The 19,069-nt window shown below is 49.4% G+C and carries 21 protein-coding genes and 1 pseudogene; 1 reads left to right on the forward strand and 21 read right to left on the reverse strand.

Going from position 1 to position 19,069, the window contains the following annotated elements; translation table 11 throughout:
* Positions 1-176: 176 nt before the first annotated feature.
* From V8L70_RS21260 to V8L70_RS21270, 3 genes are read right to left on the reverse strand one after another with little or no spacing between them, the layout of a single operon-like run.
* Positions 177-824 (reverse strand): TniQ family protein, encoded by a 648-nt coding sequence (locus V8L70_RS21260; RefSeq protein ID WP_336270550.1) that lies wholly within the window; start codon positions 822-824, stop codon positions 177-179.
* 15 nt (positions 825-839) lie between these two features.
* Positions 840-2,231, reverse strand: coding sequence for a DEAD/DEAH box helicase (locus V8L70_RS21265; protein ID WP_101146700.1), 1,392 nt, complete (start codon positions 2,229-2,231; stop codon positions 840-842).
* A complete protein-coding gene (locus V8L70_RS21270) occupies positions 2,231-2,839 on the reverse strand; it encodes a hypothetical protein (protein ID WP_101146699.1) in 609 nt (202 codons plus the stop codon). The genes V8L70_RS21265 and V8L70_RS21270 overlap by 1 nt, the downstream gene beginning before the upstream one ends.
* A gap of 102 nt (positions 2,840-2,941) precedes the next feature.
* On the opposite strand from V8L70_RS21270, the gene V8L70_RS21275 reads away from it, so the two are divergent.
* The gene (locus tag V8L70_RS21275) at positions 2,942-3,187 is read left to right on the forward strand and encodes a helix-turn-helix domain-containing protein (RefSeq protein WP_101146698.1); all 246 of its coding nucleotides are present in this window, start codon (positions 2,942-2,944) and stop codon (positions 3,185-3,187) included.
* 65 nt (positions 3,188-3,252) lie between these two features.
* Here the strand turns inward: V8L70_RS21275 and V8L70_RS21280 are convergent, their stop codons facing one another.
* From V8L70_RS21280 to V8L70_RS21365, 18 genes and pseudogenes are all read right to left on the reverse strand, one after another.
* On the reverse strand, positions 3,253-3,846 hold the full coding sequence (locus tag V8L70_RS21280) for a hypothetical protein (protein ID WP_336270551.1): 594 nt from the start codon (positions 3,844-3,846) through the stop codon (positions 3,253-3,255).
* A 98-nt stretch (positions 3,847-3,944) separates the two neighbouring features.
* A complete protein-coding gene (locus V8L70_RS21285; RefSeq protein WP_336270552.1) occupies positions 3,945-4,139 on the reverse strand; it encodes a hypothetical protein in 195 nt (64 codons plus the stop codon).
* Positions 4,129-4,494, reverse strand: a complete 366-nt coding sequence (locus V8L70_RS21290; protein WP_336270553.1) for a hypothetical protein — start codon at positions 4,492-4,494, stop codon at positions 4,129-4,131. Before V8L70_RS21290 ends, V8L70_RS21285 begins: the two co-directional genes overlap by 11 nt.
* Before the next feature lie 344 nt (positions 4,495-4,838).
* A pseudogene (locus V8L70_RS21295) lies at positions 4,839-5,358 on the reverse strand (transposase).
* A 170-nt stretch (positions 5,359-5,528) separates the two neighbouring features.
* Positions 5,529-6,086, reverse strand: a complete 558-nt coding sequence (locus V8L70_RS21300) for a GNAT family N-acetyltransferase (protein ID WP_336270554.1) — start codon at positions 6,084-6,086, stop codon at positions 5,529-5,531.
* A 4-nt stretch (positions 6,087-6,090) separates the two neighbouring features.
* Positions 6,091-6,558: an FAD synthase family protein gene (locus V8L70_RS21305; protein WP_336270555.1), complete on the reverse strand. Its 468-nt coding sequence runs from the start codon at positions 6,556-6,558 to the stop codon at positions 6,091-6,093.
* The gene (locus V8L70_RS21310) at positions 6,543-7,595 is read right to left on the reverse strand and encodes a pyridoxal-phosphate-dependent aminotransferase family protein (protein WP_336270556.1); all 1,053 of its coding nucleotides are present in this window, start codon (positions 7,593-7,595) and stop codon (positions 6,543-6,545) included. The genes V8L70_RS21305 and V8L70_RS21310 overlap by 16 nt, the downstream gene beginning before the upstream one ends.
* A gap of 168 nt (positions 7,596-7,763) precedes the next feature.
* Positions 7,764-8,996, reverse strand: coding sequence for a tetratricopeptide repeat protein (locus V8L70_RS21315; RefSeq protein ID WP_336270557.1), 1,233 nt, complete (start codon positions 8,994-8,996; stop codon positions 7,764-7,766).
* The gene (locus V8L70_RS21320) at positions 8,989-9,942 is read right to left on the reverse strand and encodes a hypothetical protein (RefSeq protein WP_336270558.1); all 954 of its coding nucleotides are present in this window, start codon (positions 9,940-9,942) and stop codon (positions 8,989-8,991) included. The genes V8L70_RS21315 and V8L70_RS21320 overlap by 8 nt, the downstream gene beginning before the upstream one ends.
* A 166-nt stretch (positions 9,943-10,108) precedes the next feature.
* The gene (locus V8L70_RS21325; protein ID WP_336270559.1) at positions 10,109-10,288 is read right to left on the reverse strand and encodes a hypothetical protein; all 180 of its coding nucleotides are present in this window, start codon (positions 10,286-10,288) and stop codon (positions 10,109-10,111) included.
* Positions 10,285-10,557, reverse strand: coding sequence for a hypothetical protein (locus V8L70_RS21330; protein WP_336270560.1), 273 nt, complete (start codon positions 10,555-10,557; stop codon positions 10,285-10,287). Before V8L70_RS21330 ends, V8L70_RS21325 begins: the two co-directional genes overlap by 4 nt.
* A gap of 74 nt (positions 10,558-10,631) precedes the next feature.
* On the reverse strand, positions 10,632-11,846 hold the full coding sequence (locus V8L70_RS21335) for a FliC/FljB family flagellin (RefSeq protein ID WP_336270561.1): 1,215 nt from the start codon (positions 11,844-11,846) through the stop codon (positions 10,632-10,634).
* Between the two features lie 251 nt (positions 11,847-12,097).
* Positions 12,098-14,155, reverse strand: a complete 2,058-nt coding sequence (locus tag V8L70_RS21340; RefSeq protein WP_336270562.1) for a helicase C-terminal domain-containing protein — start codon at positions 14,153-14,155, stop codon at positions 12,098-12,100.
* A gap of 137 nt (positions 14,156-14,292) precedes the next feature.
* Positions 14,293-14,886, reverse strand: coding sequence for a hypothetical protein (locus V8L70_RS21345; protein WP_336270563.1), 594 nt, complete (start codon positions 14,884-14,886; stop codon positions 14,293-14,295).
* A gap of 32 nt (positions 14,887-14,918) precedes the next feature.
* On the reverse strand, positions 14,919-15,656 hold the full coding sequence (locus V8L70_RS21350; protein WP_336270564.1) for a hypothetical protein: 738 nt from the start codon (positions 15,654-15,656) through the stop codon (positions 14,919-14,921).
* A 275-nt stretch (positions 15,657-15,931) separates the two neighbouring features.
* Complete coding sequence (locus V8L70_RS21355; RefSeq protein ID WP_336270565.1) at positions 15,932-16,597, reverse strand: hypothetical protein; 666 nt, start codon at positions 16,595-16,597, stop codon at positions 15,932-15,934.
* A gap of 2 nt (positions 16,598-16,599) precedes the next feature.
* Positions 16,600-17,679: a hypothetical protein gene (locus V8L70_RS21360; RefSeq protein ID WP_336270566.1), complete on the reverse strand. Its 1,080-nt coding sequence runs from the start codon at positions 17,677-17,679 to the stop codon at positions 16,600-16,602.
* A gap of 100 nt (positions 17,680-17,779) precedes the next feature.
* On the reverse strand, positions 17,780-18,916 hold the full coding sequence (locus tag V8L70_RS21365; protein ID WP_336270567.1) for an ATP-binding protein: 1,137 nt from the start codon (positions 18,914-18,916) through the stop codon (positions 17,780-17,782).
* Positions 18,917-19,069 lie beyond the last annotated feature (153 nt).

The raw sequence follows: 19,069 nt of genomic DNA on the forward strand, positions 1-19,069 counted from the left end.
CACGCGATCGCCAGATATGTCGTGCCTGGCGGGTGGAAAGGCATGACAAAACGGGCCGTCAGCACCGATCAGCACGGTGGGTTTTGGCAATAACGGGCTTGCGAAAGCCAACTTGCACGGGGCGAAGGATCAAAAAGTGCTCGCTGGCGGTGATAGGGAAAGTGTCGGCGCCGGCTTCACGGATTCAGGTAACTGGCAGTATTGATAAGCTGATATACCATTTTTGAAAGCAGCACGCTTTTTTTATCTGCAATGAGAGATAATGTAGGAATGTTAATTTTTATATCGCTTGGTCCATAAAATTTGTGCTTTCTCTCAGGGTAAATGTCGACCTCTGAGTTTATGAGCCAACATTCATGCTCTGGACAGGCTTCTACGCCGGGGCATTGAAGTGTGCGTTGCCAAATCGCATAGCCATATGTCGTTATTTGGTTATGATAGCAAATAGGGCATACCTTATACGTTACTGGCCATGCCACAATGCCAGCACTGCATCCAGATTTGAGCATTACATGGCTTTTGTCTTTATAAATAATTTCGTTGAGTAGAGAGTTAAAGCTGGCTTCTGTGACAAAAGGTTTAAAAATAGGCAATAACGTATGACGGTAGGCGATGTCTTCTAAACTGTGTTTCCATATATGGCCCACCTGCTGCATTAATGCAGCAATATGCCCTTGAAAAAAAACAGCGGGTGCTATGTTGCGTGAGCCAAATAGTAAATGACAGGCTATTTTATCTTCATGGATTCCTTGCCTTTCAACAAAGCGCGCCAGAATACTCCCCAACAATTCGTCTTCATGTGCTATTGGGAAATGGGTCACCATATCTGTAACCCCTTTTTACGCTAGGGAGAGCAGGTATTGGCGGTAATATTTCGAAAAGCTAAGGGTGCGAATCGTCGCGTCGCTATCATTCTCTGACGCGCCATCCCAAAGCAGTGCTCTAGAAATAGCGATAGGGTCAACCGCGGCGTCGCCGTCTTCTGAGGGTGTGCCTTCTTTACCGTGTTCGCTTTCGATTGCTTGATGTTGCCTCTTATCGATTTTTTTCGTCTGGAGCGTGGCACGGTCATGTGGTAGATCATCAGCGATGCGAGCTGAAAATTTTCGCAATGTAGGCTCTGCGATAACGTACAGCCATGCTTCCACATCAATTTGGCCCGTTTTCCTTAAAATACGGCCTAGTACTTGACGATAGTGAAGCTCGGTTCTGATTCGGCTGAGGTAACAACACACCATGAGCCGTGGAATATCTGTACCTTCACTCACCATGCTGACCGCAACGATCCAGCGAGTCTGACTATTACGAAAGTGGTTGATCCTTTGCCGTGCTTGAGGTGTCTGGTTGTTTACAACCTCGACACTTTCCCCCTTTCTCAACAATATTTCAGATACTTGTTGGGCATGTTCAATATCGCTAACAACGACCAACCCACCCGCCTTACTCACGCTTTGGCGAACCTCATTCAGCTTTTGTATGCCAACGTCGAGTACAGCTTCGAGAATGTCGTCGTGGCGGAGCAGTTCTTCATAACGAATAGGAGACTCACCCAGTAATTGGGTTACTCCGCTAAATAGACGAACAGAGCTATTCGCCTCTTGCTCCTCCACCAACTTTATCAATGGGTTGTCAATCAGGGTTATACGTGGAGAGCGACAGACACCTTCTTGGATAGCCGCTTTAAGGTCATAACAGTAATCACAGACCAGCTGACCTTCGGGGTCACTATAGCGTGCTAACGCAACAGGTAGAACATCTGTTCTCCAGGGTGTGCCTGATAAAGCCAGGGTATATGTCGCATCGTCTTGTATATGCTGCAGTATTTTTTGTCCCCATAGGTTACTCAGTAGGGGATCATGGCCTGCGCAATGGTGTATTTCGTCGAAGACAGCCAGGACCCTGGCTTGTTTGAAGATTTCCCAAAACTCTGGCCGCTGATAATCCATGGACTGGTAGGTATACGCAGCACCAGAGGCTCCCAGCACATCACCAAACCGCTTGCCTAATACCGCAGAAAACGTACGGTTAAAACCTTCGACGACCTCACGTGATGGAGCAAAGCAGACCACCAAGTCTATTTTTTGATCATCCAGCAGCTGGCGAGCAAGTTCTGCAGCTAGATACGTTTTGCCACTGGCTGGTGTAGCCTGCACAAAGAAGTGTGGGTTTGATTGGTAGTGTTGGAGTGCTTTTTCAATGCACTCTACTTGCCAACGTCGCAGTGAACGCATTAAGGCCCCGTCTCCACACGTTGCAATACTTTTTCGATAGCATTGATATGGCCTAACAAGCGGGAGCTAAGGTCATGCGCCGCTTTAGAGTCACCTTGGATAACCTCTTTAAGCTCCGGGTATTCATGAATGAGGGCTTTAAACTTCTCGGCTTCGCCCAGGGCGGCCAAGAACTCCACTTTTACCTCTTTCAGATTTTTTCTGAGCTTTGCACTTGCACCTGAAGGTCGTGATATGGGCGCATGCTCGCTATGCGGAGAGGGACAAGCAGGCGACTTCGTTTTCGTTTTTTCTTTATCGATGACCAGGCGCTGACACCATGACTCAAAGGGTTCACCTGTAAGGTCAAGGCCTTGCGCATCTAAATGGATTACTTGATAGCGCTGATCCCGCTTTCGCTTTTCAGTATCCTTTTGAACCATGCCCACGCGAATCAAACGGCTGATTCGCTCGTAAATAAAGCGGCGTAAGTGCGCACGATACTGCGCCTCTATGCTGTGCCGTTCCGCATACTGGTTTCGTAGGTCTTTGACGGTGAATGTTGTGTTTTCTTGCCGCCTCAGCAGCTCGAAAATACGCGGATCTATCAAAGGATGCGTGCTTGGCATGAGGCCACCACCATAGGATACGAAAACCAAATGCGGATTATAGTCCGTGGATAAATAAGCCGCAACGCAAGAGAGTACCCGCACAAAAGAAATGAGGCGGGTATGGAAGGACTAGCGCAGGCACTTGGAAGGACAATTAGAGAAAAGCGAAAGGAAAAAGGGTATTCCCAGGAAGCTTTTGCGCTTGCAGTAGGCATTGACCGAAGCTATATGGGTAGGATTGAAAGAGGTGAGGTCAATATCACCGTTGCTAAGCTGTATACCATGGCCCGCATATTGGGTTACACACCCGCCGACTTGCTGACGGGCCTGGAAGCGAATGACCGCTTTGAAGATGAAACCGATTAGATGTGTTGAACAGCTATTTATAGCTTAAGCCTCTGAAGAGGTGGGACATTTGCAAGGGGCTTGCATCAAACCTTCGCATTACCGGCAATGACGGCTTGAAAACCAGCCTTGGTGATCGGTTGTTGCGCCGCATCCACCACCGTGCCGCCCAGGCGTGCCAACTTTTTAGAAAGCGACACTAGCTTGGCAAGCTGGAGTTTGCTGGGAGCAAGCATCTGGTTGCTTTTGGTAATTTTAATGCTCACGCCTTTAATAGGGGGAAGCTCTACGCTGCTTTCGGTTAAAGACGGCAGCTGCCCCGAAACATTAATATTCTCAATTTGAATCGGTGTACGAGAGGAGTCGCCCGCTACCTTATACGCCTTCGCGCTAGGCTCATAAACCGCATCCAAAGAAGCAAGCGCCAGGCTCAAGCGTTCATTCAAAGCAGGCGAAGGGCTCTTGAATAGCACTGTCACTTCCCAGGAAGCATGTTCGTTATTGAATAAGATAGGCGCTTCTGGCGTTGGCGCGGCAGCTCTCTTGGGGGTAGTGGCACCACTTGGGGCAAACGTCCATCCTTGCCTGCTCAACAATAAATAGATAGCAATACAACCGCAGGTAATGCTCATCCAGAGTGCGCATATCGCAGCGACTAGAAGGAGAGTGTGGGTGTCCATATCCTTATCTCATGGTTATGAGCAATTTACGTAACTGCTCGACACACGAAAATATTGACTGAACTGCACAAGCTTTGCAAGCTAACAAAAAGTGGCAGCTAGCGAGATAGTAACCCCTGGGTATGCTCCCGCTGTTGCTTAATGGCACCATCCAAAATATCCAGCAGCTTTTCGTAATCCCCCGGCATTTGCTCATCCATGCTGGTGGTTTCAAAACGCCTGAGCGTTTGCTGGGTGTCATCAATCAGTGCCTGCAGTTCGTCTATAACGCGCTGGTGCTCATTAGTGGTCATATAACCCTTGGGTTTGTAATGCCTGTACTCGCTGGTAAAGCACTCTAGCGCTATCAACGGCCACGCTTTCGTGTTGGTCTAGGGTGAGCAGCACATCCTGGCGCGGGTCGTTCATCGCTGCTTCCAGCTCGGTATGGTAGCGTTTCAGCAAATGCTCCAAATTCATACGAATCATCGCAAGTTCTAGCTGAAACTCCGCCTGTAACTTAGTGTATCGTTCTATGGGTACAGCGGTTGAGCTGCTTTCCAGTACGGTGCAGATCGTCAGCTCAATCTGTTTTTCAACAGCGTTAAGTTGAGGGACAAGTTTGGTAACAACTTCCAGAGCGGGGATGGTGGCTTTGTGCGGCTTCACGGTGCTCCTAATAGCGCTGGGTCATGGGCTTGAACTAAGGCTACCACCACCGCCAACAGGGCTAAGGGTTAATTAGCCCTGTTGAGTAACTGTATATTGCCACTTCTATAACATCTTGATTTTGCCCACAATGAGCGCTTGCTTGATCGTGATTAAGCTTCAGTTTAACCCAACAGAAAAATGCACGCTCTGCGACAGCTAATTGGCCTGGGTCAATTCTGAAGCACCCGCTTGCTGCCGCACCTGCGCGTGGATCCATCATTGCTCCATACATGGCATGTGCTACTTAATCAAACCTACTAAGCTTGAAACAGACGTGAACTAGGTTAACGATCACTAAGTGCCTATGCATAAGTAATCGTGTGCTCACTGCTATAGCCACCAAGCACCCGATTCATTTCGCTGCATAGCGTGGTAAAACCCTCGTAGGCGGTCAGTGGTAGCCAGCTGTACTTGATCCGACGCCAGAGGATTTCGATCAGGTTCAGCTCCGGCGAGTAGGTCGACAAAGGGATGACATGAACGCGATGATTCAGCCACTCCAGTCGCTTTCGCCCAAAGCCATGGGAACGATGCATGCTGGCATTATCCAGAATGACGATGGCAAAGGTGTCCGGGTCTTTCTGCGCAATGAACTGATCGAAAGCGGCGATCACGGTCGTCGTCATCCAGAATAGGCACCCGGCCACTCCGAGGCTTTTCGATGAGATCGTCAAGACCGGAGACTTCTCATTTCTTGAACCAGATCGAGAGAGTATTTCGTCGAACATCCAAGATGTCGCTGATCTGGTTGATCGTATAGCCTTGATGGCTGAGTAAGATCGCGTGGGCTCGCGGTTCGCCGTACTGATGGGCGTCTGTCAAAGCCTGTTGTTTCTCTTCTGTGAGGGGCGATACGAAACGCCTTCCCTTGCCATGCTCTCATCTTGATGTAATATCTTGACAGCATTGTGCACGAAAACATCTGCCTAAGCACTTACACACCTCGTTGCGGGAACTGTTGCCCCAGGTTCCTGTGCAGGTTATAACTCGGATTAAGGCGCTATAAAATAATCTTCCGCGCTTATCCCTAAACAAATCCAATCGTGAGGTTTGCCATCTAAAATAACATTATTTTTGAGGCGGCCTTCCTGCTGCCATCTGTTTTTTGTAAAGGCTTTTAAAGAGGCTATGTTTTGAGCATAGCACCCTGCAGTAAGCTTTTTTAACCCAAGCTGCACCAGACCAAAGTGAGTTATCATTTGAAGTGCTTCCGTAGCATAGCCTGCGCCCCAGCACGATTTCTGCCCTATTAAGAGCCCAATATCCCCTCGCCTATGAAACCAATCAATGTTTCTAAGCCGAATATTTCCGATGTGAGCATCATTTGACTTTAAACAGATAGCGAAAAAATGAATATCTGTTGTGGAATTCATTTCGTTCACGAATTCAACCAAATCACCATAACTAAAAGTTCTTGCTCTTGTCTCTAAGTATCGTGTTATTTCTGGATCGTTCATCCAAGAAATATAATCGTCCGTTACATCAGTAATATTTACACCCCGAAGGTACAGCCTATTGCTTTCTTCAATAGGATTAAATTTAAAACTCATTTTATCACCTTGTTTCTTCCGAGATTTTGCGGCTTATAAGCGATTTTCTGATATTGTCAGCATCGTCCATTATTTTTTCTTTTATCAATGAGCTAGACAGGCCAGGAGTATATTCCACATATCTTAAATAGCCGTTATCCTTGAGCCATTTAAGATTAGAAACGGAACCTTCTTTTCCTTTCCAATCATCACCAACAATAAAAACATCACAACCTAAGTCCATAAATTGATCAATATCAAACAACCGCTCTTGTGGCACTACTTCGTCCACGCACTTTAATTCTTTTATTATAGATGATCGTTGCTGCCAATTTAAAACAGGCGGATGGTTTTTGTAGCTACTAACAAGATCATCGGTAGATACTCCTACGACAACATAATCTCCAAAATCCCTTGCCTTCTTTAAGACGTTAAGGTGACCAGCATGAAATAGATCCCAAGTGCCACCAGTATAAACTATGCGTTGAGCCATAATCTTAATTCCTTAAACAGGGCATCATATTCATTTTCAGAAATATCACCAATATGACCAACTGAAAGATAATCCCCCCAGTAGCCTTTGGAGTTGGTAATATAAATCCCTTGTTTGGTTAAGCGTCCACAAAAATCAGCGTTGTCGCTTCTCCCAGTATCAAATACTGTTCCACAGTTCGACGGAGTTTCAGCAACTATTTTTACAGGAAGGGTTGCAACCTGCTTCCTGAATTTTTCAGCTCTGTTTGATATTCTATTGAACCATGTAGAAACACCCATTTTATCTATCATTTCTAAACGGTACAGGAGTTGATACATAATAGTAACCGGAGGCGTAAAAGGTTGAATAAATCTTCCTGCATTACCATTGTAAAAATCGACGTCTAGATAATAAGATCCTTTATATTTATTTAAATATTTATTATAGGAAATAAAAGCTAGTCCAGCAGGCACCCCCAACCCTTTCTGAGAGCTATAGAGTAAAACATCAACCTGGTCCTTAAACACATTAATAGGATCGATTGCAAAAGAGCTACAAGCGTCAACTATTGTCATTAAGTTATATTGCTTCGCCAAACCACATATTTTTGAAATATTATAAAGCTGCATAACTGATGTTTCGTTATGCTGCATAAAAAGCACATCTGGCTTTTCTTTATCAATAAAAGCTTCTAAGGATGTAAGATCTATATCCTCACCAGGAATTTGCTCATAAACACATGTAGCAATTCGATAAAAATTGCACATTTCAACTAACAGCGTCCCAAACCTACCTCCCTTAACAACTAGAATTTTATCATCGCTTCTTACAAAGTTATTAAGTGCAGCGTCTAATGAAGCGGTTCCAGTTCCAGTATATATAGCTAGCTCATGTTGTCCCACTGCCCCACCCAGAATCGTCAAACGCTCTTTAACACGAAGAGTAATCTCATCAAATCCATTAGTACGGAAATAGGGAAACTCTTCTAAAGAAATTTCTTTAACTCTCTTTTCCACCTTTGGAAAAGCGGCTGTAAAGTTTTTAATATCTTTCATTCACCACCAAATATTAATTAATATTATTAGCATCGAGATCTACCCTTTAACGGTAGGCTTATATTTCTAGCATTAGAGCATCATTTAAACTTAACAATCAACTTCCTTTTTAATTAAAACTTATTTTTCCCATAAATTAAAATTTAACGCTCTAAAGTTTTTTTATTTTCACATTAAATGCTCAAGGCGCGCTTCCAGTTTTTGCAGTAGGGCGTCGTCTGGGAGGTGAACCAACGAGCCTTTTACCATCGCCAAGGCTTTGGTGATCTGCCCTTCTTGCCACTTGTTGTAGATGCGAGAAAATGCATAGCATTGTGCCAATAGCGAAAAGCGAACATAGTTTTTGGTTTGAACTACCGTATCAAACGCTGGGTCTGGCACCTTCCAGTTCTCACCGTATAGCGCCACTAGCCAAGCCTCGGGGTCTGTTAGCGACCAGATAGGCTCACCCGCCGGTGTGGTATCTTTTTTAAGCGTAAGGGGTGGGTAATAGGTGTTCGCATTCCATTCGTGCGGCACAACTTCTTTTAACCATAATCCAGTGAATACTGTGTTACTTTCTTCATCAACCACAAAGCCGGAAAGGTCTACCGTAACTTTTTTTACAGAGTGCACCATTGACCGTGGATTGGTTAAAAACTGATTTGGAAGTTCTACCCAGCCGTTGTTTTCCAGGCAACGTACCGCCCGCTCCATTTCAGTATGGGGCAACCCAAGGTCGATATCTTTATCGAAGCTGATTAGCCCGCCTTCGCGCACCAGCCCCAATGAAGTTCCATAAATAGCAAACGCATGCACGTTAGCCATCGCCAGCTGATTCAGGGTATCCCACAGAAGTTCTTCGGTTTCAGGCTTGTTGAAATCTTCCCGCTTTTTTTTCGGCGGAGCTTTTTTGGCAACACTTTTAGCAGAGCCCTCTTGATCTGCATCATGCTGTTCAAGCTTGAGCGTTAATGCCTTGCGAAAGTGCTCTACCGATTCGGGCAGTTTGCCGCGCCGTTGCTGCATAACGCCATAGGCCATATACACGGAGGGGTTACTTGGCGCCGCGTTCAATGCTTTGATAATGAGCGGTTCAGCGTCATTAAAGCGGTTTTGTTGGCTATAAGCTTGGGCAAGTTTGGCTTGCACCATCAGCATGTCGGGGTCAAGTTCCAGCGCTTTCTCATAGTGCTTGATACTGGCCTCAGCTCGGCCATGTTTGCCTAACTGCTCGCCCAGCATGGCGTGTAGCACAGCATTTTCAGGCGCAACTTTAATGCCCTGCAGAAGCATATTAATGCCACGCTGTATTTCATTATCACGCAAAAAAACTTGCGCACGGTTGATATAGATGTTGGCCGCTGATGACTGCTTCGGCTTGGCGGCGCTATTGTTCTTGCGGCTGTTCTTTTTACTCACTTGACCCTCCTGCTTGCGGCTGGCTGCTTGGCTGCTGGCCCTGTTTATCCCAGGGTGCCGGGCTGTATTTAGCCGTTAGGATGAAGGTGTCCGGTTCGGTATTATACTGGCTGAGATAGCCACGCGTTGCTAAATAGTGGGTGGCCATCTCTGGGTCAATGCTATTCAACAGCCGGTGGGTAAAATCATGCACTCCATGGACAGCGTCCATCAAAAAAGCCAGCTTACGCAATCTGGCGGGTGCCATACACGCCAAACGCTGCTCATCGGGGATGAATACGGCTTCGATAGTATCCAGCTGAGTGGCTTGCTGGCGTTCCAGCTTTTGCTCACTAGGCAAGTGGCTATGGTGGACAGGCCGGCCAAAGCGGTAGCATTGAAATCCGTGCTGCGTCATCCACTGAAAAATAGTCGCCACATCGGGCTGACGTTGATAGGCGGGCATTAACGGTAGGCGGGCATGAATCAACAGCGTTTCTTTTAGGTATTGCGTACCATTTTCCAGCGCGGCCAGGCTGTCGTTGAGCTCATCCAGTAGCAGCCAATCGACCTGGTTTAGGCCCTCGATGGCGTCTAGCTGAAGGGTAGGCACTGGCACTTTGACCAGCACCTGCGCACCTCTACGCTTACATTCGGGTAGCTGCTCGGGTGCCAGCGGCTCCAGGGTACCGCTTTTCTCCGGGGCCATGCAGGTGTAAAGCGTGGCAGGTTTACCGTTGCCCAGCAGCGCATGAGGAAAAACCTGAAATTCATCTAGGCATTTTAGCTCTTCCTTATCCGTCAAGCGGCTGGCGGGGTCGAAAACGATAGCTGCAAGAGCATCTAGCTTCATCAGGTCATCAAAATTGTTCTGGAACGGCAGGCGAGCGCCGTTATCCATCACCATGATGCGGCCCTGAAACTGCCAGCTGAAATCGGCAGCGGTATTGGTGCGGTCTGTGTGCATTTTTAGCCTGTTATTCTCCAGACGGTAGCAAAAGCGGCGTTAGGCGTTGCGGCTGAGCCGGTAGTAGCCCGCAATGAAGCAGCAAATTATGGCCTTAGGATAACAAGAAAACGGCAATGTAAAGCGGTAAATACCAGTGATAAAACGAGGTTATCGGTCAAAGCAATTACGCCAATGAAGTGCCAGTCAGCTCCAGCAGCGTGCTGTAATCAACCGACATTTGCACGTCCATTCCGGTGGTTTCGAAGCGCTTGATGTTGTGCTGGATCTCGCCCATCAGCGATGACTGCTCATCGCGACCTCCTGATCGCTGTACTATAGCCTGTGCAGCTAAGGAGAGGGTCACTTCAGCTTTGGCTTATGATGAGACTGTAACAACACATACGATGATGCTTTTTCCTTCATCAGGTTCAAGGCTTTTTCTTCCAATTCATCAATATTTTTTGTGACAGCAACAAAAGTGTTGTCCGGCAAGTCTTTCCCTTCAAAAGTTGTTAAAAAACCCATTTCCTGCAGAATGACTGTTAATTCCTGATAATCCTTCGATTCGGCACTATTTAAATCAAAAGTTAAAAGAACATATTCATTCATGCCAATAACATCACTTATTTTCATTTAATTTCTTCCATTAAAAAACGGGGCCTTATGGCCCCGTTATGTATCGATAAGTCTGCTCAAAAGCTAAACAATTAACCCAGCAGAGAAAGAACGTTCTGCGGGATCTGGTTGGCCTGGGCCAGTACGGAAGTACCCGCCTGCTGCAGAATCTGTGCGCGGGTCATATCAGCCACTTCTGTAGCATAGTCAGCATCTTCGATGCGCGAACGAGCAGATGACAGGTTAGTGCTGTTGGTATCGAGGTTGGTAATCGCATCCTCAAAACGGTTTTGCACCGCACCCAGCTCAGAGCGTAGACTGTCGATAGTGCTTAGCGCATCATCCAGCGTAGCAAGGGGTGATGCTGTCGCTGCAACTCCTCCGGCAATATCGGTAATACCTGCTTTTTCAGCATCAACTGGCTCGGCATCAGCACCATCTTTGATAGAAAAGTTAACTGTAGCACCTGCAGAGCTAGTAGCTGCTACTGCAGTCGCTTCTACCGCATAGAACTCAGCCGTTTCTCCACTACCCACCTTAGCGTAAAAATCACCGGCTTCGGTTTGCACAAGATTTGAAGAGCCAAGCGTTACACTAGTAGGGGTAGCACCGCTAAAAGTAGCAGCCAGAGCTGCAGCACTGGATACCTGCATTGTGCCTGAAGTTACAGAACCATCTGCAACTACGTTAAACTCAAAGCCACCCAAAGTTACTGTGCTGCCTGAAGTAAGGCCGCTTGCTGCAATAGAGGTTGTAGCAGCACTCGGCTGCTCGAGTGCGCGAACGGAAAAATCGTCGATACCTAGGGTATTAGAATTGATAGTTTCCAGCGCGATAGTAATGGATTCACCATCGTTAGCGCCAACTTGAATATCCATCTCTGTAACACCAGTATCAAGTACTTTGGTGCCGTTGAAATCGGTCTGTTCAGAGACACGGTCGATCTCACTCAAACGCTGAGTGATTTCGTCTTGGATAGAACCCAGGTCAGCTTGGCTGTTGGTGCCATTTTCAGCTTGAACGGTCAGCTCACGAATACGCTGAACGTTGTCGTTAATCTGGTTCAGAGCGCCTTCAGCGGTCTGAGCGACCGAGATGCCGTCGTTGGCGTTACGGCTCGCCTGGTTGAGGCCGGTGATCTGGGCGCTCATTCGGTTGGCGATGGCCTGACCGGCGGCATCGTCCTTGGCACTGTTGATACGCAGGCCGGAAGACAGACGCTCCATGGAAGTGGTAAGCGCGTTTTGGGACTCGCGCAGGTTCTGCTGGCCGATCATCGATGTGATGTTGGTATTGATCACTGACATGGTGTGATTCTCCTTGCTTGGACACTGGCCGTAAGGCCCGGTATTCGGCCACTGTGTGTGCCGTTATATTGATTAACGGCACTGCGAGGAGAATCTTTAGGGTTATCATCAAAAATAATGAAAAAAATAGTAAAAATTGAGTGGGGCTGGTTATTTTGGGCTTTCCAAAATGTACTGCTCTCATTACACAATGGATCAAGCTCGTCTTTACCGGTCAACTACAGCGTGCCTGATAGGCCGTATTTAAAAGCTTATAAAAGCGCGGCAAGAGATTGAACGGCAGATGGAGCAGCATCTTTCTGCCCGCCGGGTTCCTCCGCTTGTTGGTATGCCGAGTAAAAACGCGCGGGAATGGCCCCTAGAAGTACCTTTTGTGTGTATACCCCCTGGCAGGCGGCCACACCCGAAGGCCGGGGCATGCGGGGCTCCAATAGGGTTATTAATACATCGTCATCAGGATGACGAATCGCACGCCCCAGCCCTTGGCGCAGTTTATGTAGTGTACGCACGGTGCTTTTACGCATTAGCGTTCCCTTGGCAATATGTGCGGCTTCTGAAGGGCTGACCTTGCGATGAATCAGCATCTGTTCAACAAGGTGCTGTTCCACTTGGCTGACCATGGGACGGGGGTTACGCAATACCACTACATGCTGCCAGTACGCTTGGTTCCCTTCACGGTTTGGCGATAACCCCTCCCACCCGGCGGGGGTGAGTAAAATCGAATCGTCTTCTAGGCGGGCAACTAGCTCGTTTAACCCTGTACCTGCATAGTGGGCAACCAGCCTGTGTGAATGAGCAGCCGGCCATGCGGCCTCTAGCTCGGCGACATCTGCATAACTAGCACATAGCACCAAGGCGCGCCCTGGCTGGTCTGTTAGATAAGGAAGCACCTGCTGGCAATACTGTGGGGAAAGCTGGTAACGGTCATCCGCTTGTTGCAATAGCGGATGTGGCAACCCACGCGGTAGGCGAAAACGTAAGGTGCCAAACTGCTGGGCCTGAAAGCTACGCTGTAGCCCGCTGCGAGGATGAGTGACCGGCAGCTGTAAGCGGCTACGCATATAGCGAAAATGCGGCGTTTCACCTGGCGCATGGTCCAAGTCTGACAGTGTCGCGGAGGTCATCAACGTGACCCGCTTTTTAGCACCGGCTTTTAAACTAGAGGCGGCGCTAGGGGCGTGGGCAACCACCCCTGGCAACCCACGCACCGGGGAATAATCCAACACTAAGTAGCGGCTAGCTTCGCGTAAGCGAAGGGCAATACTCTCCACGCTCTGGCGTAAATGCTGCCACTCCTGCCATAGCGCTGGCGTATGGCTTGGCTCTCGCAAGCGCAGTTTTAATAACGCTTTCACAGCGCTTTGCAGGGCCTCGCCTTGGTAAGGCGTTAAACTGTGGGCGCGGCCCGCCCGCTCACGGTCGGTCATGTTATCCAGCAAGGTTTGCCACTGCTTAGCCACGCGATGCTGCTTTAGCTGATTAAGTAAAAAAGTGGTGGATTGCAGCGATACGCGGTCACTCAGTAGTTCTTCAGCGATTTCCGGGTAGTGCTCCGCTTCATCCAGTAATAAGACATAGGGCGCTTCTGCATGAGTGATTTTCCCTTGGGTAACCAGGTCTACCGCTAACAGTGCGTGGTTAATAATGAGCACATCGCTTTGTTGGGCGACCTGCTGCTGTGCCTCTAGGTTTTCCGGTAAGGGGTCGTTGGGCCGCAGGGCAATATCGGCTAACTGCCAGCCATCAGGTAACAGCGCAGCATCCAGATCAAGCAAGCAGCCATCGCTTTTCAGCCCCCAACGCGCTAAACGGCGGTGCGTGTCGGGTAATCGAGTGCTTTCCGCTGCGGCATCTAAACTCGGCACACCCAAAAGTAGCGCTAACCGTTCGGGATTCAGGTAATTATCCCGGCCCATGCGCAGCGCGAAACTAAGTTGCGGCAACTGGGCATAAGTTAAGTAGTCACGCACGATCGCGAGGTTATCTGGCTGGAGCAGCTGCCGCTGCAATGCCCTGGAATGGGTAGAGATCAATGCTCGGCGCGCTGCCTGCTTACCGCCCATTAGCTTGCCTTTGGCAACCCAATCGGCTAGGGCTAACTGGTAAGCGAGTGACTTCCCGATCCCGGTATCACCCTCTACAAAGTGCAGCTTTCCTTTCTGAGCTAGGCCATCCAAAAGTGCTTCGGCATACGCTATTTGCACCGGGTTACGCTGAAAGCCTGGGCGTTTAGGCAGTATGTCGCTGAGGTAGTGGAGTACCGGATGCATAGAGGCGTTATCTGAGTAGGAGAGCGAATGCCCCAGCAAAACTGGGGCACTGTTTCCGCAAAGGGAATTCCCGCAAAGGCGAGAGGTTCAAACGTTCCATCGAAGTCTGCAATTCATTGCAAACACTTCCGCTGAAGCGGAACGGCGTAATGATAACAATAATTGTGAGCTACACCCTAACAGGGGCAAAGCATGCCCATGCCGTAAGTACGTAGGCGAGACACCCCTTGAAACCATGCAGTGGCCGCCAGTGGCGTGTCAATGACGGTTGCTTCAGCGCAAACCCTTACCACCGGGTGTTGCACCGATAATTTATGCTGCTGAGGCCAACGCCCCAGTGGATAAAAGCTAACGCTACCAACATTTATTGCCCACCCTTGGCGCTGCATACGCTCAATAATAAGACTAGCCCACCGTTCACGCGGTGCCGGTATATGCTGGCTACGGGGCAGCCTTTCGCCGCTGGACGATAACCGCGTGGCGACGGTAGGCACCCAGTGCCACTCCAGTTGCAGCGTGGTTCCTTCGTTAAGCGTCAGTACACGCTTTTCTGCATGGGGGAAATCACGCGCTGAGCGCACGCTAAACAAGTGTTGCTCTTGGGTTAACCCCTGGGCACGAAAAATAAAAGGTCGCTCGCGCTGGGGGTAGTGGGTATCACCTGAAAAGAGGTGCCACGCAGTGCGGTGGTAATCATCGAGTGTGACTGGGCGCCCTGACGTGTTTCCAGGGTGGCATAGCGCGCTGGCTTCGTAGAAATGCACCTGCATAGCGTGGGATTTATCCCCTCTCGTCTTTCGGGTTAAAACAGCTTGCCCTGTTCAGGCTCAGCGTGTGCGCCTTCAGTCGATGGCTTGGATGCCACCGGCGGTTGTGTTGATGACTGAGCTGATAAAAACGTAGCTGATGAATATTGGATCTTTGTTTGGCAGTAAGGCAACAGCTTGTCCAAGTGTGGCATTACCCATCCCAATACGGCAGGTAGTTTCAAGCGGTCGTAGGGATCTGTTGGAATCGCCTGCAAAAGCGCGGCGGGGTCTGGCACGTTAACCAACCACTGGGCAAACGCTTTGTCATCACGCTGACCTTTGGCTGCATCAAGAATCGGTTTCCAGAAGGCAAAGCGGCCTGCTTGGCTGGCCAACCCCTGATCACTCATCACTTGGGCTGTGGTGATTATCGCGTGTAAGTCCAATACGCTGGCACCGTTCTCACTATTACACCAGAGTTCATGCAGCGATGTGGTGGGCATTAGTTGGCGCATTAGGCCATCCACTTTACGCCCCCAGTTTTCGATGTAAACAAAGCCATCTTCAATCGGATCAAGCGCCCCCTGTATGAATAGGCTGATCAAACGCTCAAATGGCTTTTCAATACTTAAGCGTCCTTGCTGGCCCCACTCGCCGTCTCGGTATTTTTCAAACAATTTGGGTGGCAGGGTCAGGTATAGCTCTGCTTCTGGCGTAATAATGCCGCCCGACCCCACCAGCATGCCCAACTTGCCGTAAATAGGGGTTAGGGTCTTCCCTGTAACGTTCATGCGTTCTAAGCCGAGTATGTCCTGGCTGGGTATGCGCGGGGTGTAGCAGGTTAAACAGACGTATTCTGCCTCACCACATTTACCATAGCGGTATTCAACGGCTTTAAAAGGTGCTTCGACCTCTGCCCATCTTCGATCACAACACGCGCAGTTGAGAGTAGTAGGTGTCAGCGTTGCTGCAAAACTCCCACACCTTAACGCGCCCGTTGCTTGGTAAAGAAGTTGGTAGCCCCTGTGCTGAGTCTGCACTAATGCAGGTGCAGCGCCGTATACCGTCATTGCATTACCTCACGCAGAATGCGCGGTGGCCGATAAACTGGCTCATCGCTGCCCGCTGGCGTCAGGCGTAGGCAGTCTGCCTGGGGTGTATAAGGCATACCGGTATGCATTTCGGGAACACGCCAGCTACGTTGCCGCCACCGCTCTTCATGATCTGGAACGGTGCTCATAATACTGACCGCCCCCTGCCCACGTGTATAAGCAATGCCGATGTGGGGTATCTCACTCAACAGGTCAGTACAGGCGCTTGGATCACCCTCTGCATAAAAGATTAAGTACGGGCATAGTCGCCCTTTGTGGAGGGTGAGTTTCGGTGCCCAATCACCACCATCAAAGCGCAGCGGTGCCCGCACGTTGCGCGCCGCTAATAAAGGCAGTTTATATAGGTGGGCCACCATGCCTACCTCATGCGCCTCCAGACCAAACTGGGGCGTTACCCCAAAGATCAGCTGCGAGGCGCGAAAAGCGCCCTGCTCATGGTCATAAGTAAGCGGCAGCGAAGGGGGGTGTTCCCAGTCTAAGGCGCGGCGGCAAGCCGCTTCGTGTAATAAGGTGTCTAAACGCGGCACTACTCGTGACAGTATCAGCGGCGTATGTAATTGCAGGATGAGCTTAAAGGGCTGCATTAAAGCTGGGTCGCCCCCTGGCGATGGCACTGCCATGGCTAGCGCTGTTTCCAACGTTGACGGGCTTCTTGGCGGCTGAATAGAGTGAAGTCGTAGCTAGGCAGCGTCACTTTAAAGGCCTGCCACGCCTGTTCCAATGGCTCCCCTTCTAACGTAATACCCATGTCGTCTAGCCTCACCATGCCTATCGGCTCTGCTTGACGCTCACCCGGCGAACGCTGCATCACTTGCCACTCAGCGCTAATGGCTCCGAAACCATTGGCTAAGTGGCCCCCTAGGCGGGGATGGTGAGAAAATTCAGCAAGGCAATGCAGCAAGAGACCCAGTATTTCCGGCGACCCTTCTATGAGTTTTAAGCGGCTTTGCAGCTGGCTACCCGGCGCAATAGCTTCATAACCTGGCAACGGGTGCTTAATCGATTCTTCAGAACCTTCACGCTGTTTGCGGATCGCTTTCTCTTGGGCTTCCAGTTCTCGGGTCTGCTTTGCAAAGGCTTGCCTAGCCGCCACATCATCAGTTTTACGCGCGTCGGCTTTGATGAGGCGAATCTGTTCTCGCACCTCTTCAATTGCCGTCATGCTTTCTTGGGTACTTCGCATTTGGTCCATCAACGCCGCTTGCTCGTCAGCGCTCAAGTAGGTCACCAAGCGTGGATCATGCTCAAATTGATCATGACGCACCCCTTGCCCTGCCGTTATAAGGTTGCTCGTACTGGTGAGCAGTGGCCCTACTTCTAAATAGCCTGCCAGCTTCCAGCGGCCAAATAGGCTCATGAAAGGGTTCGTTTGACGCAAAAACGCTTCCGCACGTGGGTCGTAATTGCGCCCCATCGCTTCGTTATTAACATCTCGTGAGATATCAATGCCTTCGCCCAGCATGTACATCTGCGCTCGGTTGAAAACTAGGTCTAACGGCTGGTCTTTAAGGCTGGCGAGTTCACGGATCAGCATATTCAGGCCTGCTTTACGCAGCGGCCCTCGTAACGTGCCGCCGTTAAGAAACACTTGGCCATGGGGAGTGCGGGGCAGCCGTTCGTCCATCCCAAAGTAGCTGACGTTGAGCGGAGCTTCAGCCGTAATATGGCCGGAAAGCTGATAGGCCAGCGGGGTGGTGTTCATAATGGCGGAGCATTCCTGTTATCAGCAAATCAAAAAGCCGCATGATGACATAAACAACCATGCAGATTGAAATTGTCTGGTTTGAGCGGTAAGTAGCCGTTTACAAGTAGGCTAAGAAATCAATGATAACTCCCTTCTTTTTGAAGTGTTGGTAGCTCTTTTCGGCGTCATTTTGGCGCATTAAACGAAGATCATTCTCGGTGTAGCGGGGTTGCAAGGCTTTTACCTTGGCTTTGTCGCTTGCAGGCGCTTTTTTCTCTGCGTTCCCTTTTTGAGGATCTTCAAGACGCTTCACATGCTCAACCAATGTCCAGATATCAGCGTCTGGGTTTTCTTCAATGGCTTGGGAGGCAATAGCGGGGATGATATCTTCCCCTATGCCAAAATTGGCCAAGATCGATGAGAGGCGTTGGAACGTAGAGGGCTCTTTTGCTTCCTCGCTTGCTCTCTCTTCCTCGACCGTTAGCGCTTCAGGCATGGCAAGAGGAGCGGTTGCTTTTAAGCGAATTGCCTCAATGGGAACGTCAAGATCCGCATATTCCTTAATACGTTCTGGATTTTCGCTTCTTAGCGCCATCACCATAGGGTGAATCAGCGAAAGCTCTTCGTTATAGGTTTTTATTACCAGCTCTTCACTGAGTATCGGTGTTTTCATGGCAGTGACCGCGCGGGTTTGGCTGAGGTAAAACAGCGCCACGGCGATATGAGCGATTCCTTGTGTCAAATCCCAAAAAAGCTCGTTCATATCTTCGCTATACGGCGTAGGGGACGACAGCCATTGGAGTTTCCACAAACGTTTGAAAAAATGCTTCCACTCGCTTGGTGCGTTACCTTGCTGTACACACGAGAACCGCTCCCAATCTAAACTCCCAAACTGGGAGGCGCGACGGGCTGATCGCATCGTGGGCTTAAATAAATCGAGTGCTTTTGGTGTCCCGATAAAGAGCACCGGTACCTTAATGACGTTCGTCAAAGTAACGAAGAAATTCAATATTTTGTCGGCACCACCTGAGCGCGACTTTTCCAGGTGCTGTACTTCGTCCAGCACCAACAGCCCGAGCGAATGCAAAGCAGCCACCCTGGCGATATCGGCCAGCATTCTTTCCGCTGACGAGCTGGATTTGAAATACAGACGTTCGTAATCAGTATCTAGCGCATCATCTACCGCACGGAAAAAGTGCGTGCATAGACTCTTTACCGACCCATCATGTGGGCACTCAACTTTCAGCCATACCAGTTGCGTATGTTGGTATTGTGGGTGGTAAAGCGCGAGTTAAGCTCAAGTCTGGTGTATGGGAGGAGGTAGGAAGGGTGGCGTATCCTGTTGATTGATCACGACCAAGATCTCAACCAACACGAGTGGATACGCCATGACCGATTCTACCCTCCG

This window comes from Vreelandella arctica, assembly GCF_037070215.1.
GTDB classification, from domain to species: domain Bacteria; phylum Pseudomonadota; class Gammaproteobacteria; order Pseudomonadales; family Halomonadaceae; genus Vreelandella; species Vreelandella arctica.

Coding starts and splice junctions, on each gene's coding strand:
- V8L70_RS21260 (WP_336270550.1), bottom strand. CDS start 824: ATGGTGACCCATTTCCCAATAGCACATGAAGACGAATTGTTGGGGAGT.
- V8L70_RS21265 (WP_101146700.1), bottom strand. CDS start 2,231: ATGCGTTCACTGCGACGTTGGCAAGTAGAGTGCATTGAAAAAGCACTC.
- V8L70_RS21270 (WP_101146699.1), bottom strand. CDS start 2,839: ATGCCAAGCACGCATCCTTTGATAGATCCGCGTATTTTCGAGCTGCTG.
- V8L70_RS21275 (WP_101146698.1), top strand. CDS start 2,942: ATGGAAGGACTAGCGCAGGCACTTGGAAGGACAATTAGAGAAAAGCGA.
- V8L70_RS21280 (WP_336270551.1), bottom strand. CDS start 3,846: ATGGACACCCACACTCTCCTTCTAGTCGCTGCGATATGCGCACTCTGG.
- V8L70_RS21285 (WP_336270552.1), bottom strand. CDS start 4,139: ATGACCACTAATGAGCACCAGCGCGTTATAGACGAACTGCAGGCACTG.
- V8L70_RS21300 (WP_336270554.1), bottom strand. CDS start 6,086: ATGAGTTTTAAATTTAATCCTATTGAAGAAAGCAATAGGCTGTACCTT.
- V8L70_RS21305 (WP_336270555.1), bottom strand. CDS start 6,558: ATGGCTCAACGCATAGTTTATACTGGTGGCACTTGGGATCTATTTCAT.
- V8L70_RS21310 (WP_336270556.1), bottom strand. CDS start 7,595: ATGAAAGATATTAAAAACTTTACAGCCGCTTTTCCAAAGGTGGAAAAG.
- V8L70_RS21320 (WP_336270558.1), bottom strand. CDS start 9,942: ATGCACACAGACCGCACCAATACCGCTGCCGATTTCAGCTGGCAGTTT.
- V8L70_RS21330 (WP_336270560.1), bottom strand. CDS start 10,557: ATGAAAATAAGTGATGTTATTGGCATGAATGAATATGTTCTTTTAACT.
- V8L70_RS21335 (WP_336270561.1), bottom strand. CDS start 11,846: ATGTCAGTGATCAATACCAACATCACATCGATGATCGGCCAGCAGAAC.
- V8L70_RS21345 (WP_336270563.1), bottom strand. CDS start 14,886: ATGCAGGTGCATTTCTACGAAGCCAGCGCGCTATGCCACCCTGGAAAC.
- V8L70_RS21350 (WP_336270564.1), bottom strand. CDS start 15,656: ATGAACGTTACAGGGAAGACCCTAACCCCTATTTACGGCAAGTTGGGC.
- V8L70_RS21355 (WP_336270565.1), bottom strand. CDS start 16,597: ATGGCAGTGCCATCGCCAGGGGGCGACCCAGCTTTAATGCAGCCCTTT.
- V8L70_RS21360 (WP_336270566.1), bottom strand. CDS start 17,679: ATGAACACCACCCCGCTGGCCTATCAGCTTTCCGGCCATATTACGGCT.